At 68.4% G+C, this 25,542-nt stretch carries 31 protein-coding genes; 12 read left to right on the plus strand and 19 right to left on the minus strand.

Annotated elements, in window-relative coordinates:
• Positions 1-2: 2 nt before the first annotated feature.
• The 6 genes from H4281_RS45795 to H4281_RS30525 all read right to left on the minus strand — a co-directional run bounded on the left by H4281_RS45795 (position 3) and on the right by H4281_RS30525 (position 4,080).
• Positions 3-470 carry a hypothetical protein gene (locus H4281_RS45795; protein ID WP_182894359.1) on the minus strand — a complete coding sequence of 156 codons (468 nt, stop codon included), beginning with the start codon at positions 468-470 and terminating at the stop codon, positions 3-5.
• 361 nt (positions 471-831) lie between these two features.
• A complete protein-coding gene (locus H4281_RS30505) occupies positions 832-1,680 on the minus strand; it encodes a RecB family exonuclease (RefSeq protein ID WP_182894660.1) in 849 nt (282 codons plus the stop codon).
• Positions 1,681-1,751: 71 nt separating this feature from the next.
• Positions 1,752-2,381, minus strand: a complete 630-nt coding sequence (locus tag H4281_RS30510) for a MarC family protein (RefSeq protein ID WP_182894360.1) — start codon at positions 2,379-2,381, stop codon at positions 1,752-1,754.
• Position 2,382: 1 nt separating this feature from the next.
• A complete protein-coding gene (locus H4281_RS30515; RefSeq protein ID WP_182894361.1) occupies positions 2,383-3,246 on the minus strand; it encodes a PHP domain-containing protein in 864 nt (287 codons plus the stop codon).
• Between the two features lie 65 nt (positions 3,247-3,311).
• A complete protein-coding gene (locus H4281_RS30520) occupies positions 3,312-3,872 on the minus strand; it encodes a PH domain-containing protein (RefSeq protein WP_009072960.1) in 561 nt (186 codons plus the stop codon).
• A 22-nt stretch (positions 3,873-3,894) separates the two neighbouring features.
• On the minus strand, positions 3,895-4,080 hold the full coding sequence (locus H4281_RS30525) for a hypothetical protein (protein ID WP_037815868.1): 186 nt from the start codon (positions 4,078-4,080) through the stop codon (positions 3,895-3,897).
• A gap of 167 nt (positions 4,081-4,247) precedes the next feature.
• Between H4281_RS30525 and H4281_RS30530 the strand changes: the two genes are divergently transcribed.
• Positions 4,248-4,649: an NUDIX hydrolase gene (locus H4281_RS30530; protein WP_182894362.1), complete on the plus strand. Its 402-nt coding sequence runs from the start codon at positions 4,248-4,250 to the stop codon at positions 4,647-4,649.
• A gap of 282 nt (positions 4,650-4,931) precedes the next feature.
• Here H4281_RS30530 and H4281_RS30535 read toward each other — a convergent pair whose 3' ends face one another.
• Positions 4,932-6,044 (minus strand): DUF2332 domain-containing protein, encoded by a 1,113-nt coding sequence (locus H4281_RS30535; RefSeq protein ID WP_370648238.1) that lies wholly within the window; start codon positions 6,042-6,044, stop codon positions 4,932-4,934.
• 32 nt (positions 6,045-6,076) lie between these two features.
• On the minus strand, positions 6,077-6,580 hold the full coding sequence (locus H4281_RS30540) for a MaoC family dehydratase (protein WP_037815874.1): 504 nt from the start codon (positions 6,578-6,580) through the stop codon (positions 6,077-6,079).
• A 329-nt stretch (positions 6,581-6,909) separates the two neighbouring features.
• Here H4281_RS30540 and corA point away from each other — a divergent pair, with 329 nt between their 5' ends.
• The 4 genes from corA to H4281_RS46355 all read left to right on the plus strand — a co-directional run bounded on the left by corA (position 6,910) and on the right by H4281_RS46355 (position 10,087).
• Entirely contained in the window at positions 6,910-7,998 is a 1,089-nt protein-coding gene (gene corA, locus H4281_RS30545; protein WP_037815877.1) for a magnesium/cobalt transporter CorA, read from the plus strand.
• 196 nt (positions 7,999-8,194) lie between these two features.
• Positions 8,195-8,848 (plus strand): metallophosphoesterase family protein, encoded by a 654-nt coding sequence (locus tag H4281_RS30550; RefSeq protein WP_182894364.1) that lies wholly within the window; start codon positions 8,195-8,197, stop codon positions 8,846-8,848.
• On the plus strand, positions 8,845-9,684 hold the full coding sequence (locus H4281_RS30555; protein ID WP_182894365.1) for a chromosome partitioning protein ParB: 840 nt from the start codon (positions 8,845-8,847) through the stop codon (positions 9,682-9,684). Before H4281_RS30550 ends, H4281_RS30555 begins: the two co-directional genes overlap by 4 nt.
• A 55-nt stretch (positions 9,685-9,739) precedes the next feature.
• Positions 9,740-10,087 carry a ClpX C4-type zinc finger protein gene (locus H4281_RS46355; protein WP_182894366.1) on the plus strand — a complete coding sequence of 116 codons (348 nt, stop codon included), beginning with the start codon at positions 9,740-9,742 and terminating at the stop codon, positions 10,085-10,087.
• A gap of 61 nt (positions 10,088-10,148) precedes the next feature.
• Here the strand turns inward: H4281_RS46355 and H4281_RS30565 are convergent, their stop codons facing one another.
• The gene (locus tag H4281_RS30565) at positions 10,149-10,343 is read right to left on the minus strand and encodes a PspC domain-containing protein (RefSeq protein WP_009072943.1); all 195 of its coding nucleotides are present in this window, start codon (positions 10,341-10,343) and stop codon (positions 10,149-10,151) included.
• A 143-nt stretch (positions 10,344-10,486) separates the two neighbouring features.
• Complete coding sequence (locus H4281_RS46620; protein ID WP_312872210.1) at positions 10,487-11,032, minus strand: DUF4265 domain-containing protein; 546 nt, start codon at positions 11,030-11,032, stop codon at positions 10,487-10,489.
• A gap of 3 nt (positions 11,033-11,035) precedes the next feature.
• On the opposite strand from H4281_RS46620, the gene H4281_RS46625 reads away from it, so the two are divergent.
• The gene (locus H4281_RS46625; protein ID WP_237598082.1) at positions 11,036-11,944 is read left to right on the plus strand and encodes a hypothetical protein; all 909 of its coding nucleotides are present in this window, start codon (positions 11,036-11,038) and stop codon (positions 11,942-11,944) included.
• A 63-nt stretch (positions 11,945-12,007) separates the two neighbouring features.
• Here the strand turns inward: H4281_RS46625 and H4281_RS30580 are convergent, their stop codons facing one another.
• From H4281_RS30580 to H4281_RS30605, 6 genes are all read right to left on the minus strand, one after another.
• Entirely contained in the window at positions 12,008-13,183 is a 1,176-nt protein-coding gene (locus H4281_RS30580) for an ABC transporter ATP-binding protein (protein ID WP_182894368.1), read from the minus strand.
• Between the two features lie 3 nt (positions 13,184-13,186).
• Positions 13,187-14,029: a carbohydrate ABC transporter permease gene (locus tag H4281_RS30585; RefSeq protein ID WP_182894369.1), complete on the minus strand. Its 843-nt coding sequence runs from the start codon at positions 14,027-14,029 to the stop codon at positions 13,187-13,189.
• Positions 14,029-14,976, minus strand: a complete 948-nt coding sequence (locus tag H4281_RS30590) for a carbohydrate ABC transporter permease (protein WP_093576741.1) — start codon at positions 14,974-14,976, stop codon at positions 14,029-14,031. Before H4281_RS30590 ends, H4281_RS30585 begins: the two co-directional genes overlap by 1 nt.
• Positions 14,973-16,292 carry an ABC transporter substrate-binding protein gene (locus H4281_RS30595; RefSeq protein ID WP_182894370.1) on the minus strand — a complete coding sequence of 440 codons (1,320 nt, stop codon included), beginning with the start codon at positions 16,290-16,292 and terminating at the stop codon, positions 14,973-14,975. Before H4281_RS30595 ends, H4281_RS30590 begins: the two co-directional genes overlap by 4 nt.
• Positions 16,293-16,612: 320 nt before the next feature.
• On the minus strand, positions 16,613-17,140 hold the full coding sequence (locus tag H4281_RS30600) for a YflT domain-containing protein (RefSeq protein WP_182894371.1): 528 nt from the start codon (positions 17,138-17,140) through the stop codon (positions 16,613-16,615).
• 77 nt (positions 17,141-17,217) lie between these two features.
• Positions 17,218-18,408, minus strand: a complete 1,191-nt coding sequence (locus tag H4281_RS30605) for an acyl-CoA dehydrogenase family protein (protein WP_182894372.1) — start codon at positions 18,406-18,408, stop codon at positions 17,218-17,220.
• Positions 18,409-18,565: 157 nt separating this feature from the next.
• On the opposite strand from H4281_RS30605, the gene H4281_RS30610 reads away from it, so the two are divergent.
• Complete coding sequence (locus H4281_RS30610; RefSeq protein WP_182894373.1) at positions 18,566-18,901, plus strand: DUF4190 domain-containing protein; 336 nt, start codon at positions 18,566-18,568, stop codon at positions 18,899-18,901.
• A gap of 58 nt (positions 18,902-18,959) precedes the next feature.
• Positions 18,960-19,553, plus strand: coding sequence for a DUF4190 domain-containing protein (locus H4281_RS46370; protein ID WP_182894374.1), 594 nt, complete (start codon positions 18,960-18,962; stop codon positions 19,551-19,553).
• Here H4281_RS46370 and H4281_RS30620 read toward each other — a convergent pair.
• Complete coding sequence (locus H4281_RS30620; RefSeq protein WP_182894375.1) at positions 19,538-20,419, minus strand: slipin family protein; 882 nt, start codon at positions 20,417-20,419, stop codon at positions 19,538-19,540. The genes H4281_RS46370 and H4281_RS30620 overlap by 16 nt on opposite strands.
• 94 nt (positions 20,420-20,513) lie before the next feature.
• Between H4281_RS30620 and H4281_RS30625 the strand changes: the two genes are divergently transcribed.
• The 4 genes from H4281_RS30625 to H4281_RS30640 are packed head-to-tail and all read left to right on the plus strand — an operon-like array spanning position 20,514 to position 24,448.
• Complete coding sequence (locus H4281_RS30625; RefSeq protein ID WP_182894376.1) at positions 20,514-21,419, plus strand: aminoglycoside phosphotransferase family protein; 906 nt, start codon at positions 20,514-20,516, stop codon at positions 21,417-21,419.
• Between the two features lie 57 nt (positions 21,420-21,476).
• Positions 21,477-22,787, plus strand: coding sequence for a magnesium transporter MgtE N-terminal domain-containing protein (locus tag H4281_RS30630; RefSeq protein WP_182894377.1), 1,311 nt, complete (start codon positions 21,477-21,479; stop codon positions 22,785-22,787).
• Positions 22,780-23,277, plus strand: a complete 498-nt coding sequence (locus tag H4281_RS30635) for a DUF1003 domain-containing protein (protein ID WP_182894378.1) — start codon at positions 22,780-22,782, stop codon at positions 23,275-23,277. Before H4281_RS30630 ends, H4281_RS30635 begins: the two co-directional genes overlap by 8 nt.
• A gap of 25 nt (positions 23,278-23,302) precedes the next feature.
• A complete protein-coding gene (locus H4281_RS30640) occupies positions 23,303-24,448 on the plus strand; it encodes an Mrp/NBP35 family ATP-binding protein (RefSeq protein WP_182894379.1) in 1,146 nt (381 codons plus the stop codon).
• Positions 24,449-24,506: 58 nt separating this feature from the next.
• Here the strand turns inward: H4281_RS30640 and H4281_RS30645 are convergent, their stop codons facing one another.
• Entirely contained in the window at positions 24,507-25,013 is a 507-nt protein-coding gene (locus tag H4281_RS30645; protein WP_182894380.1) for a hypothetical protein, read from the minus strand.
• A 94-nt stretch (positions 25,014-25,107) separates the two neighbouring features.
• The gene (tatB, locus tag H4281_RS30650) at positions 25,108-25,533 is read right to left on the minus strand and encodes a Sec-independent protein translocase protein TatB (protein ID WP_182894381.1); all 426 of its coding nucleotides are present in this window, start codon (positions 25,531-25,533) and stop codon (positions 25,108-25,110) included.
• Positions 25,534-25,542: the final 9 nt, after the last annotated feature.

Below are 25,542 nucleotides of genomic sequence, written 5' to 3' on the forward strand. Positions count from 1 at the left end.
CCTCAGAACCACCACAACAAACTGAACGCCACACCCGCGACGACGAGCACCCCAACCCCCGCACCGACCGCCGCTTTCCCCGCGCGACGGTCGGCGACCCGTTGCAGCACAAGCGCGATCACCGCCGCGACGGGATGTCCGGCCAGTTTGAGCGGACCCGGCCCGGGTGCGCCGTTGACGAGGCACAGCACACCCACGACGAGCACCCCGATCGCCAGGACGGCCAGCCCCGCGGCGACCGATCCGGTGAACCCGCGCCACCAGCGCCCACGGGGCTTACGCCTGACAGACGATTCGTGGCGCTCGGGTGCCGCCTTGGCTTCTGCCGCATCGTCGTCGACCGCGCTTTCCAGCAGCGCCGAATCATGGACAACCGCATCCTCGCCGGGCACAAGGCCATCGGCGGCAGCGGAGTCATGGACAACCTCAACCGCGGCGCTGTCGTCCGTCGCAGAACTCCGCGATGCCATGGCAGTGCGCTTCGCCTCAGCACCAGTCAGAGCACGATCCTCCGCCGCGACACCACTGCCCACTGCCCCGCTATCGCGTCCACCGCCACCAGGCGACCCCGCGGCCCCGCGCATGTTCTGCCTCGCCGCACCGACAGCATGCGAGCCGGCGTCCTTGACACCACGGCCGTCACGGACCCCGCCATGCCCCGCAGCAAGTTCCGTCGCCACAGCGCCAGAATCCTTCCTCGCTACGCCGCGAACCCCCGACCCGTCACGGGCGACACCGCGATCCCGCGCAGCACCAGCCCCACCGCGGGCGGTTTTCTCGATGTCCGGTGACGCCACGATTCTCGGATCCAATCCACGTCTCGGGAAACCCCTACGGCGCAAGCAAATCCCACGGTTGCGCGGCAGGAGCGGTCTGCTGTCCCGCCACGCAGCTCGGGCGGAAGTCGCACCATGCGCAGCGGCGGTCGGGGCGGGCGGGAAACAACGTGTCTCCGTCGCCGCCTGCGTCAAGGGTATCTGCTGCCAACCGCAGATCTCCCGCGGTCTCCTCGGCGCGTTCCAGGTGGCGCTTCAAGGTTTCCGGCGTGTGTTCCGCCGCGGCGATCGTGCCGGACGGGAGATGGTGCAGTTCGACCTTCGTGCACGGCATGCGCAAAGTGCGCGTGGCGGCCACGGCGTACATCGCCAACGCTTGCGACGCGCGGGCCTCGTGTTCGTCCGGGGCTCGGCGGCCGGTTTTGTAGTCCACGATCACCAGTTCGCCGCCGCGTTGGTCGATGCGGTCGGCTCGGCCTTCGATGATCATCGTCGGGCGGCCGCCGGTCGTGCTGACCGGCGCGGAGACCCAGCGTTCCAAGCCGACCGGGTCGTCGCTGACGTCGTTGTCCTCGACGTACTCCGCGACCCAGCCCTTCGCGCGCGCACGGTAGCGCGCGGCCTGGTCGTCGTCGGCGAAACCGGCGTCCTTCCAGTGCTCGGACACCAGCGCGATCCCGCGCTGCGGCGTCCGTTTCGCTACCGGCAGGTCGAAAAGCGCCCGCAACGCGTTGTGCACCACCGCACCCAGCGTGCTGTGCGCCCACGGCCCGGTGCGCTGCGGTGTCGGCCGGTCGAGATAAGCCAGCCGGTACCGGCGCGGGCAATCGTCAAAGGTGCTCAGCCGCGCAGGCGACACCTTGGTGAGCCGTTGCGGTTGCTCGACGCCGAAGTCGAACCCCATCTGTTCTTTCACGCCGCCCCCTTCCGTCGACGCCCACGCTACGCACCCCCACCGACACTTTCCGGCGTGGGCTAGCCGCCCGCGATGAAGCCCTGCACGGAATTCGCGACCAGCTCGACGGCGATCGCGGCGAGCAGCAGGCCGGCGATCTTCGCCAGGAGCGTGATGCCGCTTTCCTTGATCAGCCGGATGACCACGCCGGAGAAGCGCATGCAGGTGTACAGCACGAAATGCACGGTCACGATCGCCAGCGCCAGCGCGATGTACGCGCCCAGATGACCGTCGGCCTGCCGGACGAACACGATGGTCGCCGCGATCGCGCCGGGACCGGCCAGCAGGGGTGTGCCGAGCGGGACGAGGGCGACGTTGACGTCCTCGGCCGCCTCGGGCTCGTTGCTGCCCGCGTTGCCGGTGAGCAGTTGCAGCGCGATCAGCAACAGCAGCAGGCCGCCCGCGCCCTGCAGCGCCGGGATGCCGATGCCGAGATACGCCAGGATCGCCTGCCCCGCCACCGCGAACAGCGAGATGACCAGCAGCGACACCAGCACCGCCTGCCGGGCCGCTTTCACCCGCGTCGCCATCGGTTTGCGGCCGACCAGGCTCAGGAACACCGGCACGGTGCCCGGCGGGTCCATGATGACGACGAGGGTGATCGTCGCGCTCATGAAGAGCTTCGCGTCGAAGAAATCCGAGACGGCCATCTCAGCCCTTCACCACTTGGAAGCCGGTCGCCCGCCCCACCAATTCCTCCAGCTGGTCCGGTTCGGTCGTTTCCTGGCCGAGCCCGATGGTCTTGTTCGTGCCGTGGTAGTCGCTGGACCCGGTGCGGACCAGGCCCAGCTCGTCGGCCAGTTCGCGGGTGCGCACCCGGGTGGCCGGATCGTGGTTGGGATGGTTGACCTCGACGCCGGTCAGCCCGCGCGCCGCCAGCTCACGCAGGGTGTCCTCGCTGATCGTCGCGCCGCGGCTGAACGCGAAGGGGTGCGCGATCACGGTAACCCCGCCGGCCGCGGTCACCATGTCGATCGCTTCCTCGACCGGAGTGTCGCGGCGCGCGACGTAGTAGCCGCGGCGGCTGTGCAGATAGTCGCCGAAAGCCTCGTCGACGGAGCTGACCAGACCGGCGCGGACGAGCGCCTGCGCGAGGTGCGGCCGTCCCGCGGGCGAGTCCTCGGGCAGCAAGCTCAGGATTTCGTCGGCGTCGACCGGGAGGCCGTCGGCCGCCATCCGCTCGGCCATCCGCCGCAACCGGGTGCGCCGTTCGATCCGCAGCCTCGTCTGTTCGGCGACGATCGCGGGCGCGGCCGGATCGAAGAGGTACGCGAGCAGGTGCACGCTGATTTCGTAGCCGGTGTCCGGGTCGATCGAGACCGTCGACAGTTCCGCGCCCGGCACCAGCGTGAGGCCGGCGGGAAGGGCCGCTGCGGCCGGTTCCCAGCCCGCGGTGGTGTCGTGGTCGGTGATCGCGACGACGTCGAGACCGGCACGCGCGGCAGCGCCGACGAGCTGGGCAGGGCTGTCGGTACCGTCGGAGGCCGTGGAGTGGGCGTGCAGGTCGATGCGCATCGGACCTATTCTCGACGATGCGCTGCGTCACCTCGGCGCCGGGACCAGTGCCGACGCGCCCGGGGTCAGCCGACCGGCTTCTTGCCCCGCGCCGCGCGCTGTGCCTTGATCATCGAGAACCGTTCGGCCTGCTTCTGCTTGTCGCCGAACACGAGCTCGGAGATCGTGTCGTAGAACTCCTCGGGCCGCGGCAGGTAGTCGATCCGGTTCAGCGCCTGGATCTGGCCCGCCGATTCGACGACCATCGTGCCGTAGCCCAGCATCCGGCCCCAGGCCGAACGCTGGTAGGTGAGGTCGGTGACCTTGCTGATCGGCATCATCAGCACCTTGGTGGTGAAGACGCCGGTGGTCATCACGAACCGTTTGTCGGTGACGACCAGCCGTTCGACCCACCATTCGATGATCACGTAGGCGAACCGCAGCACCACCGCCAGCGCGACGTACCAGAGGATGTTCTGCACCACCCACATCGAGGGCGGCAGCAGATACGACACCAGCACGCACACGATCAGCAGCGCGGCTGCCTCGAACGTGTCCCAGAGGAGCACCGCCCAGTGGCGGCGGATCCGGATGACCCGCCGCTCGGTGTCGAGGAGGTACTCGTCAGGGTCGCGTGGCGCGAACATGGTTCGAGGGTATCCCCTGTCGTCAGTGGAAGATGTTGCTGACGAACGTGATCACCGATTCGGCCGAGCTGCGGAGGAAGTCCACAATGTTGCTGACAAGACCAGCAGCATGGCCCGGCTGAGCGATCACGAAGAACAGCACCAACGCGATACCCACGAGTCCCGCAAGCTTCTTCGCGTTCACAGCGATCAATCCCGTCTCTTCCATGACACCCGGAAAACTGACTTTCTACGTTGTACCGCACTGACCACTCACGCGGGAGGAAAGTCCCGCGCATGGGTCAGCCAGGCGCTCGAAGTGTACCGTACGGCTACTCTCCGTGTACAGGTTCCCGAACGCTAGGGGGTGCGGCCGGGGTCGGCTACCGTCGCGGCATGGACGGCCTCGAGCGCTGCGTCGGCGGCATTGTGTTCGACGACCAGGGCAGACTCCTGCTCATCCGGCGCGCGAACGAGCCGGGGAAAGGCCAGTGGTCACTGCCCGGCGGGCGCGTGGAACCGGGCGAAACGGACTACGAAGCGGTGGTCCGGGAGCTTCGCGAGGAGACCGGACTCAACGTGAGACCGCACACACTGGCCGGCTCGGTCCGCCGCGGCCGCTACGACATCCACGACTACGAATGCACGTGGACCGGCGGAATCCTCACCGCGGGCGACGACGCCACCGACGCGCGGTGGGTGAACTCGGCCGAACTGGTCAATCTGGACGAAGCGGGCCACCTGGTGGACCAGCTGCTCGTAACCCTGCGTGACTGGAATGAGTTGCCCGCCGCGTAATCCGGAGCGGTTATTTCCCCATTGCCGACCGCGGCTCCCGCGATTCGGAACCGATTGCGGAGTTGTCGGAAAGTTTCCCCATCGTTCATGCATCCGCGATGAGCACCGAAAATGCGCGGAACGCGTATTCGATATCGCCGGACGCGCATCGGTCCGGCGGCCCCGGCGCGGGCAGAGCAGTGTGACTGATGGGGTGAATGTGACACAGGTTACTCACGGCGCCGAGGGGTGTCGTGAACGGCGATCACGGTTCTCACCGGGATCGCCGCTCACGAGACACCCTCACGCCAGCCAGGTCATCCGCTGCCCGTGCGGCGCCGTCCTGGCCAGCGCGCGGGCCTCGGGTTTCCCGTCTATCCAGGTCGTCAGCCCCAGCACCGCCATCGCGGGCTCACCCGCGTCCGAACCGTCCGGCGACAGGTCGTCCCGGCCAGGCAGCACGTTCTCCAGCCCAGCCCGGTAGAACTCCTGGCTCACCCACCACACCGGCCGGGCCGAGGACAGTCGCGCCAGCTCGGCCACGAAATCCGCCCGCCGATCCCAGACGTAGGCCAGCGCGTGGCTCGTCAGCACCACCAACGGCAGTTCCGAAGGCAACCGCGACGCCGCTGACGCCAGGTCGTCCACCGCGTCCCCGGCGATCAGCTCCGGCGCGTGCTTCCGCTGTTCCGCGGCAGCCGTGCGCAGCAGCCGGATCCGGTCGACCTGATCAGCCCAGACGCACGCCTCCAGCCACGCCAGCTCGTCCTCGTCCGAGAGGTCCACCGGTGCCCGGTCCAGGCCCGCTCGGGCCGCCACGGCGACCTTCTTGGGCAGTTTGGGCAGCTTCGCACCGGACGCGACGTCGATCGCGCAGTGCAGCCCGACCGCCGCCTTCGCCGGTCCGGCCGTGAGCTGCTCCCCGCCGTCGCATTGGTAGCGGTAGCCGAACCGGTCGAGCCCCAGCAGCAACCCCGCGCTGCAGCCGACCTCAAGCAGCGCGATCTTGCCGCCCGCTTCCTTCGCCGCCGCCGCGACCGCCGGGTACAGCAGCGCGGCGCGGCGCACCTCGTTCGTCTGCGTGTAGCGGGTCGAGATGATCTCGCGGGCCTGGTCCGCGCGCTCCAGCAGGAACGAGCGGAACAGCGGCCACGTCTCGCTGTCGACGCCGTCGAAACCGCCGACCGACGGGTAATACCGCGACAGCGGGTGGATCGGATCCGCCTGCACCAGCCGGTGCGCGGCGGCGAACAGCAAGGTCCCGCGCGCTTCGCCGCCGCGGGCGTCGGTCAGCAGCGCGGCGACGTCGTCGTCCTCGGCCGCGTGTGTGGCGAGGTGGTCATACAGCGGCGAAACCCCGCGCGCCTCCGTCTCGGCGAACCTGCGCAGCGTCTGCTTGATCTTCTCCAGGGCGATGGCCACCCGTGCTCCTCTTCGCGGCGGATCGATCACTCGTGCGGCGTCGGACGGCCGGGCTGTTCCCCGCCGCGGGTGTCGCCGTAGGACCGCTTCGGCACCATCACTTTGCGCCGGAAAATGCACACGATGGTGCCGTCCTGTTTGTACCCTCGAGTCTCGACGTACACCACTCCCCGGTCGTCCTTGGACTTCGACGGGGTCTTGTCGAGCACCTCGGTCTCGCCGTAGATCGTGTCGCCGTGGAACGTCGGCTTCACGTGCTTGAGCGATTCGACCTCGAGGTTCGCGATGGCCTTTCCGGACACGTCGGGCACCGACATGCCGAGCAGCAGCGAGTAGATGTAGTTGCCGACCACGACGTTCTTGCCGAAATCGGTCGTCTCGCCCGCGTAGTGCGCGTCGAGGTGCAGCGGGTGGTGGTTCATCGTGATCAGGCAGAACAGATGGTCGTCGTATTCGGTGACGGTCTTGCCGGGCCAGTGCTTGTAGACCGCGCCGACCTCGAACTCCTCGTAATACCGGCCGAATTGCACGCTTTCGCCTCCTGTCCGGGTAACACCTGCCGAACCAGGTGCGACACGTATCCGTGGTGAGGAGTACCCTCGACCATCGGTGATCGCGCGTCAACGCGACCCCTGCCACGTCGCACGCCCTGGCGTGCCCCGGCCGAAAGGAGGTGAGGAACCGCTCATGAGCAGTGGTGATAGTCCGCTCCCTAGTAGTACGTGCGTTCCCGCCTCGCCGGCCGGCCTTCTCCCTTCCTGGTAGGCCTGCGTCCGGGAACTCACGGTGCCGCCGGACGGACTCCGCAGTCCGCCTGGCCGTCGTCTTCGTGCTTCACGACGTCTGCCCAGGAGAACCCATGCCTGCCATTCCCTCGCTTGGCGGCCTTCGCGGCCGCGGCAACAACCGGGCCAAGGCCAATCTCGACCGGCCGATCCCGGTGCCGCTGTCGGCGTATGTCGTCGATTGCGCGGTGTATGTCGACGGCAAGCGGCTGCCAGGGCGCTGGACGCACGCCGAGGCGATTCGCGAGGTGCGCAAGCGGCACGCCGGTTTCGTCTGGATCGGCTTGCACGAGCCGGATTCCGACCAGATCCAGGGCATCGCGGACACCTTCGGCCTGCACGAACTGGCCGTCGAGGACGCGCTGGAGGCGCATCAGCGGCCGAAGCTGGAGCGCTACGACGACACGCTGTTCCTGGTGCTGAAGACAGTCCGTTACGTCGAGCACCAGTCGCCGACCACGGCGAACGAGATCGTGGAAACCGGCGAGCTGATGGTGTTCCTCGGCCGCGATTTCGTGATCACCGTGCGGCACGGCAACCACTCCGGGCTCGCCCGGCTGCGCCGTGATCTCGACGACGACCCGGAACGGCTCGCCCTCGGCGCGGCTGCGGTCGTGCACGCGATCGCCGACCACGTGGTCGACCACTACCTGGAGGTCACCAGCCGGATCGAGGCGGACATCGACGAGATCGAGGCGCAGGTGTTCGCGCCGCGTTCGTCGGTGAGCGCCGAGCAGATCTACCTGATGAAGCGGGAAGTGCTCGAACTGCGGCGCGCGGTGGTCCCGCTCGCCACGCCGGTGTCGCGGCTCGCCGAGGGCTACACGCGGCTGGTGCCCGACGAGGTCCGCTCATACTTCCGCGACGTCGCCGACCACCTCGCCACCGTGTCCGAACGCGTAGCGGCGTTCGACGAACTGCTCAGCACCCTGGTCGACGCGACCGTCGCGAAGATCTCGCTGCAGCAGAACACCGACATGCGCAAGATCACCGCGTGGGCGGCGATCATCACGGTGCCCACGATGGTCGCGGGCATCTACGGCATGAACTTCGACTACATGCCCGAACTGCACTGGCAGTTCGGCTATCCGATCGTGGTCACGATCATTCTCGCGATCTGTCTGCTGCTGTACCGAATATTCCGGAAGAACGGCTGGCTGTAGCCGCCCCTCGCAGTCCCCCTTTCTTCCCCCGGTTGCAGGAGGTTTGTCTCGTCATGTCCCGGTTGCTGTCCAACCTCAAGTTCTGGGCTCTGGCCCTCTGCCTCATGTGGATCGTCGGCATCGTCGCGATGATCGCGCTCAACCCCGGGTTCGCGCACGGCATGAAGTGACGCCGCGTGCGCCGTAACCTTGGCGCATGCCGAAAGCGCTGGTGGTGGCCGACGAGGCCGACGAGCGGCTGTGGACCTCGGCGGTCGGATCGCTGCGGGTCGACCTCGTCGTCGCCGCCGGCGATCTGCCGTTCGCGTATCTCGAGTTCCTCGCCGGCATGCTCGACGTGCCGTGCGTGTTCGTCCCCGGCAACCACGACCCGGACCTGAGCGGCTACACCCGCTACGGCGGACTGTCCATGAAGGACGGTTTCCCGACCGAATGGCCAGGCCCCGCGGGCGGAATCAACGCCGACGGCCGGATCGTCGACGTCGCCGGTCTCCGGATCGCCGGACTCGGCGGTTCGATCCGCTACCGCGACGGCCCGAATCAGTGGACGCAGCGGCAGCAGGCGCGCCGGGCCCGGCGGCTGGAGCGCCGGTTCCGCTGGCGGAAATGGCGCGACGGCAACGGAATCGACATCCTGCTGACGCATTCGCCGCCGCGGCATCTCGGCGACCGCGAAGACCCGCCGCACCAGGGTTTCACCTGTCTGCACCGCACCATCGACACCTTGCGGCCGCAGTGGCTGCTGCACGGACACATCCACCCGCACGGCGAACCGGTGCCCGACCGCATGGCAGGGCACACCCGGATCCGCAATGTGGTGGGCTATCAGGTGATGGAGTTCCCGCGATGACCCGACCGACCGGTTTCCCGCGTGCTGACGCCGAAAACGACTTCCTGCGAGCCCGCCGCCGGCAGGTGCTGTCGCGGCTTTCCACGTGGCTGCGCCGCGAGCCTGACGACGTCAACATCATGCTGCCGTTCCACGAAGTGGTGCAGGCGCTCGGTTACGTCAGCGAGGCTCGGATCGGGACCCGCGTGATCACTTTGGACTCGATCGTCGGCACCGTCGACCGTAGCCGCGATTTCGACCGCCGCTTCCGTCCGACGTCCGCGCGGGTCCGGCAACGCTGGGAAAGGCTCGCGCTCGCCGCCCGCCGCGGTGAGGCGATCCCGCCGATCGAGGTGTACCGGATCGGCGAACTGCACTTCATCATCGACGGCCACCACCGGGTTTCGGTCGCCTTGGCGCAGGGACTGTCCACAATAGAAGCTTCAGTGACGGTCGTGCGCACCAAGCTGAATCCGAGCGGCATCCGGTATCGCGGCGACTTGATCGTGAAGGACTACCGGCGGCTGTTCCTGGAACGAGTCCCCTTGTCCGGGCACGCCCGCGCTTCGGTGCTGGTGACGGATCCGTGGAATTACGCGCAACTGGGCGAGCACGTCGAAGCGTGGGGTTTCCGGCTCATGCAAGACGAAGGCCGCTTCACCGACCGCGCGACCGTCGCGCAACGCTGGTTCGACGAGGAATTCACGCCGGTCGTAGCGATGCTGAAGCAAGCGGATCTGATCGGCGACCGCACCGAGGCCGAGGCGTACCTGTGGGTCGCGTGCGAGCGGTACCGGCTGATCCGGACGCACCGCTGGGACGAGGAGGTCATCGAGACGCTGCGCTCGCGGCAGTGACTTGTCAGGCGACTCCTGACGTGTCAGGCTAGCCCTGACACCAGGGAGGTTGTTGATGACTTCGTACTGCTCGTTCTGCCTCAAACCGGCCGACGAGGTGGCCAAGCTGATCGCCGGCTCCGGCGTCTACATCTGCGACGGCTGCGTCGGATTGTGCGAACAGATCCTGGCCGGGGAACACGAACCGGGAACGCCCGAAGTGACGCTGTGGGAGCGGAAATCGGACGAGGAGATCCTGGAGAGCATCCCGCGGATGGCGAAGGTCAGCGCGCAGACGGACGCGCGGATCCAGGAACAGGTGGACCTGCTGCGGACGCGCGGCGTGGCGTGGGCGCGCATCGGCGAGGCGCTCGGGGTGACCCGGCAATCGGCCTGGGAGCGATTTTCCGCCGAGCGGAAATGAGAAGGGCCCCCTCCCGTGCGGTGGCGGGAGAGGGCCGATCGATCACAGTGGTCTGTTTGGCTCAGTCGCTGGGGATGATGGCCCACAGGATCAGGTACGCGACGAACTGCGGCCCCGGAAGCAGGCACGACAGCAGCGCGAGCACGCGGACCTTGCCCGGCGTGGTCCCGAAGCGACGGGCGAGCCCGGCGCAGACGCCGCCGATCATGCGCCCCTCCCGCGGCCGGCTCAGCCGGTGAGTGACAGGTGCGGTCATCGTGTTCCCCTCCCGTTTGGGTTCGTACCTCCATGTCACCACGTCCGGCGTCCGGGCACATCGCTCCGGGGGACGATCCGCACCCCTAAGGGGATGGGGTGCGACCCGGGGGCGGAATCGGGGTTGCCGCGGGAACTCGCAGGTCAGAGCCCGGCCGCTAGCCATTCCTCGCTGACGCAGCCCTCCTCGTAAGCCCACGAACCGTCTGCCCGGCCCGCGTCGAGCGCACGCTTCGCCTCGGCGAGGTCCGCTCCCGGCGGGACCGTGAACCCCACCATGCCGAACTGGCCGAACTGTTCGCCTTCGAGGCCGAACGGGGCGAAATGGTCGAGCACCCGGCCAAGGTCTCCGCCGAACGGTCCAGCCGCCCAGACGATCATCCGGATGGTGCAGTTCCCGGACCATTCCACCCGTTCGACCGGCCGGAGCACCCCCTCCTCGTCCCGTTCGACGCGGAAGACGTCGCCTTCGGCCGCGTTCCGGGCGAACCACGGGACGTTGTCCAGCCGCACGTGGTCAGGCCGGTCGAGCGGGACCGCCCACAGCCCTCGCCTTCGTGCGCGAACCGCGGCCCGGCTTTCGGACTCACCGCTTCCCACCGAAGCCGCCCGACCAGCGGTGATGACACAGCGAAGTGTGGGATTTCCCGGCGGGGGCTGGATTTTTCGCCACTCACGGTGATACTGCACCCCGTGCGTAACCCACTCGGAGTCCTCGCAGTCGGCTGTTCGGTGCTTCTCGTCGCGGCAGCCGGATGTTCCGCGGAGTCTGCCCCGACGACGCCGCAGGCGCAGTCCACGCCGGTGCCCTTGACCGCGATCGCGGCGCTCGGGGACTTCTCCACGCTCGACTACTGCAGCCTCCTCGACCCGAAGCGGCTCAAGAACACCACCGCCGATACGCCGGATTCGTCGTTCACCGCTTGCCAGGCGGACTTCGTGCAGTCCGGGCGGCCCCGGACGGTCACCATCGGGCCGCTTGCCGCCGATCGCGATCCCAATGTGCAGGCCTACGCGTACCCGGGCCAGGTGCCGGACGGGGTTTCCGTGCAGCAGGCCGGGTTCGTGCCCGAGCGGACGTGCGGGCGGGCCGTCACGTTCGCTGACGGGGTTCGGCTGGCCGTCTCGATCACCGACAAGGACGACCGCGGCAATGCGGAGGATCGGTGCACCGCGGCGGACGATGTGGTCGGCGGAGTGCTCGACGCGGTGACCGGCAAGCGGGTACGGCATCCGCAGTTGCCGGACCGCTCTTGGGGCCGCGTCGACTCCTGCGCGATTCTCAGCGCTGCCGGGGCGCAGGGCGCCGACGCGACCGCCGGGCTCGCCGGGCATTCCTGCATCCTCGACAAGGTGAGCCTGGAGTTCGCGGTGGTGCGGCAGGCTCCGGCCGGGCCGTCGGAAACGCTCGGCAACCGGACGGCGCGGGTGGCGGCCGACGGGGCGTTCTGCCGGGTCCGGACGGTGCAGCCTTCCCCGGCGACCGCAGGACGCGCGGAGCAGGCGACGGTGAGCGTGGTCGACACCAGCGGCGCGGGCGGGGAAGCGGCTTGCCCCGCCGCCCGCACCGCTGCTGCGACGATCTTTTCGCGGATCCCCTGACGTCCGTGAAGGGCTCCTTGAGGGAATCTGATTCCCTCAAGGAGCCCTTCACGGACCGGCAGTTCAGTCGGAGTAGGTGAGGTTTCGGCCGTCGGACGGGTCGAAGAGCTTCACCTTGTCCGCGTCGAACCAGATTTGCAGGTCCTGGTTCTCCGCGGCCGCCGATTCGGCCGACAGCCGGGCCACGATCAGCGATTCCGCACCGGGGACGTCGGCCGAACCGCTGTCCGCGGCCAGTTCCGCCAGTTCGGCCGAGGTCGCGGCCTCGCCGTCCACGGTGAAGTGCGCGAACTTCTCCGAGCCCATCGACTCCAGCACGTCCACGTGCGCGGTGAATGTCGCGCCCTCGCGGCCCGGTTCGACCAGGGCGGCGTCCTCGAAGTGCTCCGGGCGGATGCCCATGATCACCTCGCGCGGGGCGTTCGCCGATTCGGCCATCCGGCGGATCCGGTCGGTCAGCGGGGTCGTGCCCAGCGAACTGCGCAGCTGGCCGTCTTCGAGCGTCGCGGGGACGAAGTTCATCGACGGCGAGCCGATGAACCCGGCCACGAACAGGTTCGCCGGGTTGTCGTAGAGGAACTGCGGCGAACCGATCTGCTGCACGTACCCGGCCCGCAGCACCACGACGCGGTCGCCGAGGGTCATCGCCTCGGTCTGGTCGTGCGTGACGTACAGCGTGGTCGTGCCGAGCTGTTTCTGGATCTTCGACACCGACGTCCGCATCTGGCCGCGCAGTTTGGCGTCCAAATTGGACAGTGGTTCGTCCATCAGGAACGCCTTGGGGTTGCGGACGATCGCCCGGCCCATCGCGACCCGCTGCCGCTGCCCGCCGGACAGGTTGGCCGGTTTGCGGTCGAGATGCTGGGTCAGGTCGAGGATCTGTGCCGCTTCCTCCACTTTGGACCGGACGATCTTGTCGTCCACTTTAGCCAGCCGCAGCGGGAACGCCATGTTCTCCCGCACGCTCATGTGCGGGTACAGCGCATACGACTGGAACACCATCGCGATGTCCCGGTCCTTCGGCGCTTTCTCGTTGACCCGCTTGCCGTCGATGCGCAGTTCGCCCGAGGAGATGTCCTCCAGCCCGGCGACCATGTTGAGCGTGGTCGACTTCCCGCAGCCGGACGGGCCGACCAGGATGATGAACTCGCCGTCGGCGATCGTGATGTCCACCTCGGACACCGCGAGCGCGCCGTCGGGATAGCGCTTGGAAACCTTGTCGAGAACGATTTCAGCCATGGGTCAGCCCTTCACCGCACCGGACGTCAGCCCCGCCACGATGCGACGCTGGAAGAACAACACGAACAGGATGATCGGCACCGTGATGACGACCGCGGCCGCACACACCTGGCCGGTCGGGTCCTCGAACTGCGAGGACCCGGTGAAGAACGACAACGCCGCGGGCACCGTGCGCGACGACTCGGTGGACGTCAGCGAGATGGCGAACAGGAAGTCGTTCCAGCAGAGGATGAACACCAGGATCGCCGTGGTGAACACGCCCGGCGCGGCCAGCGGCGCGATCACCTTCCGGAACGCCTGGGCAGGAGTCGCGCCGTCCATTTTCGCCGCCTTTTCCAGTTCCCACGGGATTTCCCGGAAGAACGCGGACAGCGTGTAGATCGACAGCGGCAGCGCGAAGGTGATGTAGGGCAGGATCAGCCCCGGCCAGGTGTCGAAAAGGCCGAGCCCGCGTTCGATGTTGAACAGCGGGGTGACGAGCGAGACCTGCGGGAACATCGCGATCAGCAGGGAAAGCCCCACCAGCAGCTGTTTCCCGGGGAAATCCAGCCGGGCGATCGCGTACGCGGCCATCGTGCCCAGCACCACCGCGATGACCGTGGAGATCACCGCGATGCCGATCGAGTTCACCAGCGCGTGCAGGAACTCGGTGGTCTGGAAGATGTCCGCGTAGTTCTTGAGCGTCCATTCCACCGGGATGAAATTGCCGTCGGTGAGCGTCGCTTTCGTCTTGAACGACAGCGAAAGCACCCACAGCACCGGGACGATCGCGAACACCAGCACCAGGATGTCCAGCAGGCCCCAGCCGACCTTGCGGCCGGTGGTGGCCGCACCTCCGATAGCCATCAGCGCTTCCCCCCGTCGTCCGTGCCGGGCGCGGCGGTGCCGAACACCTTGATGAAGAGGAACGCGATGATCGCCACCGTGATGAAGATCAGCACCGCCATCGTGGAGCCGATCCCGAGGTTGAGCCCCTTGACCAGGTTGTCGTAGGTCTGCATGGACACCGATCCGGTGTCCTGCGCGCCGCCGGTCAGCACGTAAATGTTGTCGAAAATGCGGAACGCGTCGAGCGTGCGGAACAGCAGCGCGACGAGAATCGCCGGTTTCATCACCGGCAGCATCACCTTGGTGAACCGCTGCCACGCGGTCGCGCCGTCCATCGCCGCGGCCTTCAGCAGGTCGTCCGGCACCAGCGCCAGCCCGGCCATCAGCAGCAGCGCCATGAACGGCGTCGTCTTCCACACCTCGGCGAGAATGATGATGAACAGCGACGGCCACTGGTCGGTGAGCGGCGCGACCCCCTCGCCCAGCGCGTTCGCCAGGTACCCGGTTTTAGGCGTCCACGCGAAATACCACGAGAACGCGGCCACCACCGTGACGATGCCGTACGGGATCAGCGCGACGGTGCGCACCAGCCCGCGGCCGACGAGCGTGCGGTGCATGATCAGCGCGAGTCCCATGCCGAGCACGAACTCGATCGCCACCGACACGACGGTGAGGAACATCGTGGTGCCGAACGCGGTCCACCAGTAGGAATTCGTGAGCACCGCGGCGTAATTGTCGAAGCCGATGAACTCGTGTTTCGCCGGGAACCGCAGGTCGTAACGCTGCAGCGAAAGCCAGACCGAATAGATGATCGGGTATCCGGTCACCGCGATCATCACGAGGAACGCGGGCGCGCACAGCCACAGCCCGAGCCGCCGTTCCGCCTTCTTGCCCTCGGAAAGCGCGGGCTTTCCCTTGCGGTGCGCCGCTTCCTTCGTGGCGGCGGCGGGATCCTGGACGGTCACGGGATCACTCCCTTCGACTGGAGCGCGTCATCGAGCTGTTCCCGCATTTTCTGCGCGGTCGTCCGCGGATCGATCGCCGACGGCGGGGAGATGATTTTCGACATCACCGTGGACAGGTTCTGGTACACCGGAGTGAGCGGCCGTACCGCGGCGGTTTTCAGCGCCGACAGAATGGCGTCGCGCATCGGGTACTTCTCGGCCATGTTCGGGTTGTCCGCCGACGCGGGCTTCGCCGGATCCAGCGGCGTGTCGTCGTGGTACACCGACTCGATCGTCGGCGGCACCCCGTCGTTGATCGCGGACACCTTCTGGTTTTCCTTGCTGCGCAAGCACAACGCCGCTTCATACGCCTCCGGCTTGTGCTGCGAGTAGGCGCTCACCGCCAGGTCGAACCCGCCGATCGTGCTCTTCGACGGAATGCCCGCCTTCGCCTGCGGGTACACCGCCCACTTGAAGTGCGACAGGTCCTGCGGCTTTTCCTCGGCGTAGGAGGCGTACACGAACGGCCAGTTCAGCTCGAACGCGGCGCCGCCGCCCTGGAACGTCCGCCGGACGTCGTCCTCTTTCTGGTTCGTCAGCGAAGGGTCGGTGATCCCCGACGACGTGACCTTCTTCAGCAGCTCCAGCGCCTGCACCGCGCCCTCGTCCATCACGACGGATTTCCCATCGTCGGACAGGATGTGCCCGCCGAGCGATTCGACCAGCGTGTTGTAGATGACGACCAGGCCCTCGTACTGCGCGCCGGTGAACACGATCGAATACGGTTTTTTCTCGCCCTTGAGCTTCTGCGACATCTGCATCATCTCGTCCCACGTCTTCGGCGGGGTCGGGGTGATGCGGTCGTCGTACCAGAGCAGCTGCACGTTGGTGTTCTTCGGCGCGGCGTAGAGCTTTCCTTGATACGTCGCGGTTTCCAGCGGGCCTTTGAGCACGCCCTCGGACGCGGCTGTCTTGTTCTGCCCGGTCCACTCGTCGATCCAGCGGGCCTCGGCGAACTCCGAAACCCAGGTGACGTCGAGCCCGAGCACGTCCATCGACGTGTCGCCCGCGGCGAGCCTGCGCGCCATCTGGATCCGCTGGTCGTCCGAACCGCGCTGCAGCTTGTTGTAGACGATCCGGTACCGCCCGGCGGCGGTCTTGTTGCAGTTGTCGACGACGGTCTGGAAATGGTCCTCCGGGGAGTAGTAGACGTTGATCGTCGTCCCGGAAGCCGTTCCGCAGCCCGCCACCAGACCGCTGCTCACCAGGCCCGCGGCGAGCAGCGCCGCCGCGCGGGTAGGTCCTCGTTTCTTGCCGCTGGGCCGTTTCTTCCCCATTCAAGCCTCCTCGCGTGTGCACACGGCACCGTCCGGCACCGCCCCCAGACAGCACGCCGCGACGAGGCGGACCCGAGCCAGCACCCCGACGTGCCAGTTGCCGGCAGGCCGCGCTGGAGGACACGACCGGCCAACCGGTGTCGGTCAACCTATGCCCGGCGATCACCCGCCGCAAGCAGGGTCGGTAACGATTCAGCCAGGTGCGCGCGAACCATCGGAAGGACGGGTGAAAAAGTCCCGTGGGTACTTATGCGGTGGCAGGCGCGTCGCGCGCGGCAATCCCGGTTGGAACCGGCATAAACACTCACGAGGAGGTGGGTTCAGGCTGTGGCGGGCGGCGGGCGCAGTGCCAGCTTCGCGAGCAGCTCGCGTCCCTGCTCCGCGCTGCGCGGCTGGCACAGCACGTCGTACCGGCCGGCGACGAGCTGGCTCGCCGACGAGAAATCTCGGCGGCCGCGCGAGGTGCGGTAGCCGATCGCGGAAAACGCCAGCCCGGACAGCACGCCCAGCACCAGTCCGGTCAGCAGCTGCAGCGTGAATCCGCCCTGGTTGACGAACATCCCCAGCAGCAGCCCGGCGAACAGGCCGAACCACGCGCCCGACATCGCGCCCGCAGCGAGCACGCGGCCCCACGACAGCCGTCCGATGACCCGTTCGACCAGCATCAGGTCGACGCCGACGATCGTCACGTCGGTGACCGCGAACTCGCTTTCGGCCAGGAAATCGACCGCCTGCTGCGCCTCGCCGTAGGTCGAGTACGACCCGATCGGCCAGCCGGTGGGCGGCGTCGGGAGCCGCGGCAGCCCGGCCGGGCCTTGACCGCCACCAAAGGGACTGCTCACCATCATCACCTGCGCTCGTCCGGTCCGAGGGGTTCCATCTTGTCAAGAACCGGCGGAGCGCGCGAACTCCGGCGAAGCGCGGGTCAGGCTTTGTAATCCCGCAGAAGGCCGCGGCTGATGATGGTTTTCTGGATTTCGCTGGTGCCCTCGCCGATCAGCAGGAACGGGGCCTCCCGCATCAGGCGCTCGATCTCGTATTCCTTCGAGTAGCCGTAACCGCCGTGGATCCGGAACGCCTCCTGGGTCACCTCGGCGCAGTACTCGCTGGCGATCAGCTTCGCCATCCCGGCCTCGACGTCGTTGCGCGCACCGGAATCCTTCAACCGGGCGGCGTTGACCATCATCAGGTGCGCGGCCTCGACCTTCGTCGCCATCTCCGCGAGCTTGAACGCGATCGCCTGGTGCTGCGCGATCGGCTTGCCGAATGTCGAACGCTGCTGCGCATACGCGATCGCCAGCTCGAACGACCGGATCGCGATCCCGCACGCCCGCGCCGCGACATTGACGCGGCCGACCTCGACGCCGTCCATCATGTACGAGAAGCCCTTGCCCGGAGCCTCCCCCAGCACCTTGTCCGCACCGATCTTGAAGCCGTCGAACACCGCTTCCGTGGTGTCCACGCCCTTGTAACCCATTTTGTCGATCTTGCCCGGAATCGTCAGCCCGGGAAGAACCTCGCCGAACCCCGACGGCTTCTCCACCAGGAACGTCGTCAGGTTCTGGTGTGCCTTCTCCGCGCCCTCGTCCGTCTTCACCAGCAGCGCGATCAAGTTGGAGGAACCGCCGTTGGTCAGCCACATCTTCGCGCCGTCGATCACGTAGTCGTCGCCGTCACGGCGGGCGCGGGTCTTGATCGCCGCCACGTCGGAGCCAAGGTCCGGCTCGGACATCGAGAAGCTGCCGCGCACCTCGCCGGTCGCCATCCGAGGCAGGAAGTGCTGCTTCTGCTCAGGCGTCCCGTGACGGGTGATCATGTGCGCGACAATGAAGTGCGTGTTGATCACACCGGACACGCTCATCCAGCCCCGCGCGATCTCCTCCACCACCAACGCGTAGGTCAGCAGCGATTCGCCCAGGCCGCCGTACTCCTCCGGGATGGTGAGCCCGAACAGGCCCATCTCCTTCATGCCCTCGACGATCTCGGCCGGGTACTCGTCGGCGTGCTCCAGCGCCTGCGCGTGCGGGATGATCTCCTTGTCCACGAACGACCGCACCGTGGACAGAATCTCCTGCTGCACATCGGTCAGACCGGCGGTCCTGGCGAGACGGGCCATCGGTGGGCTCCCTTCGGCGGCGGCACCGGGGCTCCCGGCACTGGGTTACCGGGGAGTATGACTGCTCCCGGCCCAGGCTGCTATGAGGGTGCTCACGCCAGGGCGCGGTTTCCCCCGTTAGGCTGCTGATCCACCCGAAACCGCGAGAAGGATCCCGATGAGCGAGGGCAGCGAGGAGCCCGCTGACCGCGACGGCTACGTGCACCCGTCGTACGAGCACCAGCCCTATCCGCCGCAGGGTCCGCCGCCAGGAGCGGGGCTCGCGATCGGGTCGCTGGTCTGCTCGATCAGCGGGTTCATGCTGTGCGCGCCGATGGCCGTCGCGGGGATCGTGACGGGGCACATCGCGTTCCACCGGGCCCGCCGCGGCCGCGGCACCGGCGGTGCGCTGGCGCTCGCCGGGTTCGTGGTCGGGTACGCGGCGCTGATCTTCCAGGGCATCCTGCTCGCGCTGATCGTGCCCGCGCTGGTCCGGTCGGGAGTTTTCGGCTGATGCCGCCCCGGAACCCGGTAGCGTCTTCGGGTGAACCCGGCACCTCGAGGGAGCCCCGATGACCACTCCGTCCGACCGCGATCCGGCGCCGTACGAACCGCCGCCGACCGCGGACCCCGCTCCGTACGAGCCGCCGGCCACCTCCGACCCCACGCCGTACGAGGCTCCCGCGGACGCCGTCTCGTCCGCTGCGGAGACTGACTCGCCGGTTCCGCCGCCGGGCTGGACCGCGCCCGACCCCGGCCCGGTCGCCGTGCTGCCCGGCGAACCGCCGACCCCCGCCGCGCAACCGCCCGCGCCGCCGTATCCCGTTGCGGCGCAACCGGATCCGTTCGCGCCGCCGCCCGCGTACCAGAGCTTCCCGGCTCCGCCGCCGTACGGCGCGGCCTACCAGCCGTACCCGAACACCAGCGACAGCGGGCTCGCGACCGGCGCGCTGGTGTGCTCCGTGCTCGGCCTGGTGACCTGCGTTCTCGCGATCCCCGGCGTCGTGATGGGGCACGTCGCGCTGGCCAAGGCCAACCGCAACGAGGCGGGCGGGCGCTCCATGGCGCTGTCGGCCGTCGTGCTCGGCTACGTCACAGCCGCACTGTGGGGCAGTTTCTTCGTGACACTGCTGGTCCTCGGCCTGAACGGCTACCTCGACCGCTGATCCGGCACGTCGCTCGCCTCGCCCTCGCGCGGGGCGACCTGTCCGTTGCTGGTCTTTTCCGGCGACGACTCCGCGGCCGCCCGCGGCTCCGGCGGTTTCGCGGCCGGCGCCGCGGGGTCGGTCCGCGCGTCCAGGAACCGCAGCAACTCCACCGGGAACGGCAGCACCAGCGTCGAGTTCTTCTCCGCCGACACCTGCACCACCGTCTCCAGCAGCCGCAGTTGCAGTGCCGCCGGGGTGTCCGCCATCGTCGCGGCGGCCTGGGCGAGCTTGTGCGACGCCTGCAGTTCGCCGTCCGCCGAGATCACGCGTGCGCGGCGTTCGCGTTCGGCCTCCGCTTGCCGCGACATCGAGCGTTTCATCGACTCCGGCAGCGCGACGTCTTTGATCTCCACGCGGTCGATGTGGATGCCCCAGTCCAGCGCCGGGCTGTCGATCATCAGCTCAAGGCCCTCGTTGAGCCGTTCGCGGTTCGACAGCAGGTCGTCCAGGTCGCTCTTGCCGATGATGGACCGCAGCGACGTCTGCGCGACCTGGCCGATCGCCGACCGGTAGTCCTGCACGTGGACCGCGGCCAGCACCGGGTCGACCACCTTGAAGTACACGACCGCGTCGACCCGGACAGTGACGTTGTCGCGGGTGATCCCGTCCTGTGCGGGCACCGGCAGCGTCACGACCTGCATGTTCACCTTCTGCATGCGGTCGGCTATCGGCAGCAGCAGCGCGAGCCCGGGGTCGCGGACCTGCGAGCGCACCCGGCCGAAACGGAACACCAGCCCGCGTTCGTACTGTTTGACCACGCGCACCGCGGAGGCGAGCCAGACCCCGCCCACGACGGCCACTGCGCTGACAATCTCGACGATCATGGCAGCTCCCGGGTTCGCCAAACCCTTATCCGTTCACTGTACGCGCGCGGAACAACGCCGGAAACGGCTTGCGCGGCCGACCACGATGGGGGTTGTGACCGTTTTGGTAATCCCGCCTTTCTTCGCCGAACGCGCCCCGAAGGTGCTGGGCCCGGAAGCCGTCCCGTGGCTCGCGTCGCTGCCCGCTCTCGCGCAGCGGTACGCCCGGAAGTGGGAGCTGGAGTTCGAGGACACCGCCCGGCACGGCTACGTCGGCGTCGTCCAGCCCGCCCGGCGCGCGGACGGTTCCCGCGTCGTGCTGAAACTCGGCTGGGTGGAGGAGGAATCGCGCGACGAACCGCTCGCACTGTCCACATGGGCCGGTCGAGGTTCGGTGCTGCTGCACGAATCCGTGCCCGAGGACGGCGCGATGCTGCTGGAGCGCCTCGACGACAGCCGAACACTCGACGGAGAACCGCTGCTGCCCGCCGTCGAGATCATGAGCGAACTCGCCCGCCGGCTCGCCGTGCCCGCGCCGGCGGAGCTCACCCGCACGCTTCCCGGCATCGCGGAGGAACTGCTCGAAGAGCTGCCGAAATCGTGGCGGGAGCTGGGCGAACCGCTCCCCCGCCGGGAGCTGGACGCGGCGCTGGAAGTGTGCCGCGATCTCGGTCCGGAGGCCGGAAACGCGCTGGTGAACGAGGACCTGCACTACGAGAACGTGCTGTCGGGCACCCGCGAACCGTGGCTGGTGATCGACCCGAAGCCGCTCGCGGGCGACCTTGAATACGGCGCGCTTTCGTTGCTGTGGAACCGGTTCAGTGAATCCACACTGGACTCGAAGCTCGCCGCGAGCGGTCTGGACCGCGACCGCGCCAAGGCGTGGACGCTCGTCCGGGCGGTGCAGAACCGGCTATGGCACGCCCAGGATCTGGCCGACTTCGGCGGATTGCCCGAGGACGACGACGGCCCGTCCGCCGACGCGCTGCCCGTGCTCACCCGATGGGCCATGGCCGGCTGAGAATTCGCCGAGTCGCGGCCCGAGCGCGCTCGGGCGCCAGCCGATAGTGTCGGCGCCATGGCAGGCACAAACCGGGTTTACGCAGCACAGCTCGCGGGTCTGCCGGTGTTCGGGCCCGACGGGGAGTCGATCGGCAAGGTCCGCGACGTGGTCGCCGGGCTGCGGCTGGACCAGCAGCCGCCGCGGATCCTCGGCATGGTCGTGGAGCTGGCGACCCGGCGGCGGGTGTTCGTGCCGATGCTGCGGGTCACCTCGATCGAACCGAACGCCGTGACGCTGGCCACGGGTTCGGTCAACATGCGGCATTTCCACCAGCGGCCCAACGAGGTGCTGGTGTGCGGCCAGCTCCTCGACGCGCACGCGACGCTCACCGGCGCGGACACCCGGGTGACCGTGGTCGACGCGGGGATGGAGCCGACCCGCACGCGGGACTGGGTGCTGGCGAAACTCGCCGTCCGTGAGCGCTCGGCCCGGCTGGCGCTGGGCAGGCGGCGCACCGCGATGCAGGTGCTGCCGTGGAACGAGGTCGCCGGGCTCGGGCTCACCGACCTCGCGGGACAGCCGCAAGGCGCGGGCCAGCTGCTGATGCTGTTCGACACGATGCGCGCGGTCGACGTCGCCGCGACCCTGCGCGACCTGCCGATGAAGCGCAGGCACGAGGTCGCCGACGCGATGGACGACGAACGGCTCGCGGACGTCATCGAGGAGCTTCCCGAGGACGACCAGAAGGAACTGCTGTCCTATCTCGCCGAGGAACGCGCCGCGGACATCCTCGAGGCGATGAACCCGGACGACGCCGCGGACCTGCTCGCCGAACTCGCCCCCGCCGAGCAGAGCAGGCTGCTGGAACTGATGGAGCCGGAGGAATCCGCGCCGGTCAAACGGCTGCTGGCGTATTCGTCGGACACCGCGGGCGGCCTGATGACGCCGGAACCGGTGGTGCTGACGCCGGACGCGACGATCGCCGAGGCGCTGGCGCACATCCGCAACGCCGAACTCCCCGCCGCGCTCGCCAGCATGGTGTTCGTGTGCCGCCCGCCGACCGAAACGCCGACCGGCCGGTTCGTCGGCGTCGTGCACTTCCAGCGGCTGCTGCGCGAACCGCCCGCCGAACTGGTGGCCAGCGCGGTGGACACCGACCTCACCGCGTTGCGCCCGGAAGCGACGCTGTCCGAGGTCACCCGGTATTTCGCGGCGTACAACCTGGCCTGCGGCCCAGTCGTCGACGCCGAGGACCATCTGCTCGGCGCCGTCACCGTCGACGACGTGCTCGACCATCTGCTGCCCGACGACTGGCGCGAAACCGGACTGCACGACGTCACTGACGGCGCCGACGGCGCTGTTCTAGAGGAGGCCGACCGTGGCTGAGCTCAGGACCGGCCGCAGGCTCGACCAGCCGCGCAGCCAGGCCCGCCTGCGGCTGAACATCGACCCGGACACCTTCGGCCGGTTCACCGAACGGGTCGCGCGGTTCCTCGGCACCGGGAAGTACCTGTTCTGGCAGACGCTCATCGTGGTCGTCTGGATCACTCTGAACCTGGTCGCGGTGTCGCTGCGCTGGGACCCGTACCCGTTCATCCTGCTCAACCTGGCGTTCTCGACGCAGGCCGCGTACGCCGCGCCGCTGATCCTGCTCGCGCAGAACCGCCAGGACGACCGGGACCGGGTGTCGCTGGAAGAGGACCGCACGCGTGCCGCGCAGACCAAGGCGGACACCGAGTACCTCGCCCGCGAACTGGCGGCGCTGCGACTGGCCATCGGCGAGGTCGCGACCCGCGACTACCTGCGCAGCGAACTCGACCGGCTGCGCGACGATCTCGACGTGGACTCCAAGCCGCGCAAGGCCAAGCAAAGCTGAACTGGGCAGTACGTACGATGGAAGCGTGACTGGTACACAGCAGCTCCCCAGCGTCGACGACGTCCGCACCGCGCTGAAGGACGTGTACGACCCGGAAATCAAAAAACCGATCACCGACCTCGGCATGGTCAAGGACGTGGCGGTCGGCGACGACGGGGTGGTCGACGTCGGGATTTACCTGACGGTCGCGGGCTGTCCGCTGAAGGCGACACTGACCGCGGACACGAAGAAGGCCGTCTCGAAGCTCCCCGGCGTCGCCGACGTGCGGGTCGAGCTGGACGTGATGAGCGACGAGCAGCGCACCGAGCTGCGCAAATCGCTGCGCGGCGACGCGGCGGAGCCGGTGATCCCGTTCGCGCAGCCGGGTTCGATGACGCGGGTGTACTGCGTGGCGTCCGGCAAGGGCGGCGTCGGCAAATCGTCGGTGACGGTGAACCTGGCCGTGGCGATGGCCGAGCGCGGGCTGTCGGTCGGTGTGGTGGACGCGGACATCTACGGCCACTCGGTGCCGCGCATGCTTGGCGCGCGCGAGAAGCCGACCAAGGTCGACACGATGATCATGCCGCCGCAGGCGCACGGCGTGAAGGTGATCTCGATCGGCATGTTCACGCCGGGCAACACCCCGGTGGTGTGGCGCGGCCCGATGCTGCACCGCGCGCTGCAGCAGTTCCTCGCCGACGTGTTCTGGGGCGACCTGGACATCCTGCTGCTGGACCTGCCGCCGGGCACCGGCGACATCGCGATTTCGGTGGCGCAGCTGATCCCGAACGCGGAAATCCTGGTCGTGACGACGCCGCAGCAGGCCGCCGCCGAGGTGGCCGAGCGCGCGGGCGCGATCGCGATGCAGACGCGGCAGCGAGTCGCGGGCGTGATCGAGAACATGTCGTGGCTGGAAACCCCGGCCGGCGAGCGCATCGAGGTCTTCGGCGCGGGCGGCGGCCAGACGGTGGCGGATTCGCTGTCGAAGTCGGTGGGATCCACGGTGCCGCTGCTGGGTCAGGTCCCGCTGGACCCGCGCCTGCGCGAACAGGGCGACGAAGGCACGCCGATCGTGCTGTCCGATCCGGAGGCCCCGGCGGCGCTGGTGCTGAAGGACGCGGCGAAGCAGCTGTCGGTCCGGGCGCGCGGCTTGGCCGGGATGATGCTGAACGTCAGCCCCGCCGGGCGCTGATCCCCGCTCAGCGAAAGAGGCGTGCACCTGGTCCAGGTGCACGCCTCTTTTCGTGCGCTCAGGCCGCGTGGATCGTCACCAGGACGGCGCCGGACTCGCGGAGCGTCACCTTGGTGTCGCCCGGCTTGGTCACCGTCCAGTCGATGTCCTCGGGCTTCTTCGCGGACACGTCGCCCGACTTGTCGGGCAGATCCTGGACGTCGATGTTCTGCGGCTGGTCGGACGACACGAGGATCTTCACCTTGTTGCCGACCTTGACGTCGACGACCCCGGCCGGCGGCGTGACCTTCCCGCCCTGGTAGGCGACGGTGACCAGCACGTCGACGCCCGCCTCGCCGGTTTGCGCGCCGCGCTTGACGTTCGGCTGCTCACCGGTGGCACTGCCGTTCCCGGGAGCGCTCGACGGAGCGTTCGACGGCGCCGAAGAGGACGGCATCGCCGGGGCGGGCACCGAAGTGTAGGTGGCGGGCGCCTTGGTGCTGGGCTCGTCGTCGGCACTGCACCCGGCGACGGCGAAGGCGGCCGCAGCGATCGTTCCGGCCAGCGCAGCCGCACGGCGTGACATATCGGGAACCTCCAGGGTCGGTTGAGCTGATGCCCTGAGGCTACCCAGCCTGATCAGCGCGTCGCGCGTCGGCTTGGCTGGTCGTGAGCGGGAGTCAGGTGGCGTCCGGATCCACCGGCGGACGCTCCCCCGGCTTCAACGGCTCCGGCTGCGGCACCGCGGTCTGCGGCTTGATCGTCGGGGTGCCGTTCGACCCGTTCGACCCGTTCCCGTTGAGGTCGTTCTTGAACCCGTTCAGCCCCAGCGGGTCCGAATCCCCGTCGAACAGGTGCTGCGTGACGACCCGCTTCGGGTCGAGGTTGCGCAATCCGCGCAGGTCTTCGAGGGGTTTGCGCAGCTGGTCGAACTCGGGGCCCATTTCCTCGCGCAGTTGCTCGCGCGCGCCGGTCGCGAAGTCGCGGGCCTTGCGGACGCTCCTCGCCATCCAGGCCGCCGCTTCCGGCAGCCGTTCGGGTCCGAGGATGAAAAGCCCCGCGATGATGATCACGAGGATCTCGCCCCAGCCGACACTGTCGAACACCCGTGAAAC

The sequence above is a fragment of the Amycolatopsis dendrobii genome (assembly GCF_014145675.1).
Classification (GTDB): domain Bacteria; phylum Actinomycetota; class Actinomycetes; order Mycobacteriales; family Pseudonocardiaceae; genus Amycolatopsis; species Amycolatopsis dendrobii.

Coding starts and splice junctions, on each gene's coding strand:
- H4281_RS30505 (WP_182894660.1), bottom strand. CDS start 1,680: ATGGGGTTCGACTTCGGCGTCGAGCAACCGCAACGGCTCACCAAGGTG.
- H4281_RS30520 (WP_009072960.1), bottom strand. CDS start 3,872: ATGTTCGCGCCACGCGACCCTGACGAGTACCTCCTCGACACCGAGCGG.
- H4281_RS30550 (WP_182894364.1), top strand. CDS start 8,195: ATGCCGAAAGCGCTGGTGGTGGCCGACGAGGCCGACGAGCGGCTGTGG.
- H4281_RS45795 (WP_182894359.1), bottom strand. CDS start 470: ATGGCATCGCGGAGTTCTGCGACGGACGACAGCGCCGCGGTTGAGGTT.
- H4281_RS30510 (WP_182894360.1), bottom strand. CDS start 2,381: ATGGCCGTCTCGGATTTCTTCGACGCGAAGCTCTTCATGAGCGCGACG.
- H4281_RS30600 (WP_182894371.1), bottom strand. CDS start 17,140: ATGATGGTGAGCAGTCCCTTTGGTGGCGGTCAAGGCCCGGCCGGGCTG.
- H4281_RS30585 (WP_182894369.1), bottom strand. CDS start 14,029: ATGGCTATCGGAGGTGCGGCCACCACCGGCCGCAAGGTCGGCTGGGGC.
- H4281_RS30565 (WP_009072943.1), bottom strand. CDS start 10,343: ATGACCGCACCTGTCACTCACCGGCTGAGCCGGCCGCGGGAGGGGCGC.
- H4281_RS30595 (WP_182894370.1), bottom strand. CDS start 16,292: ATGGGGAAGAAACGGCCCAGCGGCAAGAAACGAGGACCTACCCGCGCG.
- H4281_RS30555 (WP_182894365.1), top strand. CDS start 8,845: ATGACCCGACCGACCGGTTTCCCGCGTGCTGACGCCGAAAACGACTTC.
- H4281_RS46370 (WP_182894374.1), top strand. CDS start 18,960: ATGACCACTCCGTCCGACCGCGATCCGGCGCCGTACGAACCGCCGCCG.
- H4281_RS30620 (WP_182894375.1), bottom strand. CDS start 20,419: ATGATCGTCGAGATTGTCAGCGCAGTGGCCGTCGTGGGCGGGGTCTGG.
- corA (WP_037815877.1), top strand. CDS start 6,910: ATGCCTGCCATTCCCTCGCTTGGCGGCCTTCGCGGCCGCGGCAACAAC.
- H4281_RS30515 (WP_182894361.1), bottom strand. CDS start 3,246: ATGCGCATCGACCTGCACGCCCACTCCACGGCCTCCGACGGTACCGAC.
- H4281_RS30610 (WP_182894373.1), top strand. CDS start 18,566: ATGAGCGAGGGCAGCGAGGAGCCCGCTGACCGCGACGGCTACGTGCAC.
- H4281_RS30605 (WP_182894372.1), bottom strand. CDS start 18,408: ATGGCCCGTCTCGCCAGGACCGCCGGTCTGACCGATGTGCAGCAGGAG.
- H4281_RS30645 (WP_182894380.1), bottom strand. CDS start 25,013: ATGTCACGCCGTGCGGCTGCGCTGGCCGGAACGATCGCTGCGGCCGCC.
- H4281_RS30580 (WP_182894368.1), bottom strand. CDS start 13,183: ATGGCTGAAATCGTTCTCGACAAGGTTTCCAAGCGCTATCCCGACGGC.
- H4281_RS46355 (WP_182894366.1), top strand. CDS start 9,740: ATGACTTCGTACTGCTCGTTCTGCCTCAAACCGGCCGACGAGGTGGCC.
- H4281_RS30530 (WP_182894362.1), top strand. CDS start 4,248: ATGGACGGCCTCGAGCGCTGCGTCGGCGGCATTGTGTTCGACGACCAG.
- H4281_RS30525 (WP_037815868.1), bottom strand. CDS start 4,080: ATGGAAGAGACGGGATTGATCGCTGTGAACGCGAAGAAGCTTGCGGGA.
- H4281_RS30630 (WP_182894377.1), top strand. CDS start 21,477: ATGGCAGGCACAAACCGGGTTTACGCAGCACAGCTCGCGGGTCTGCCG.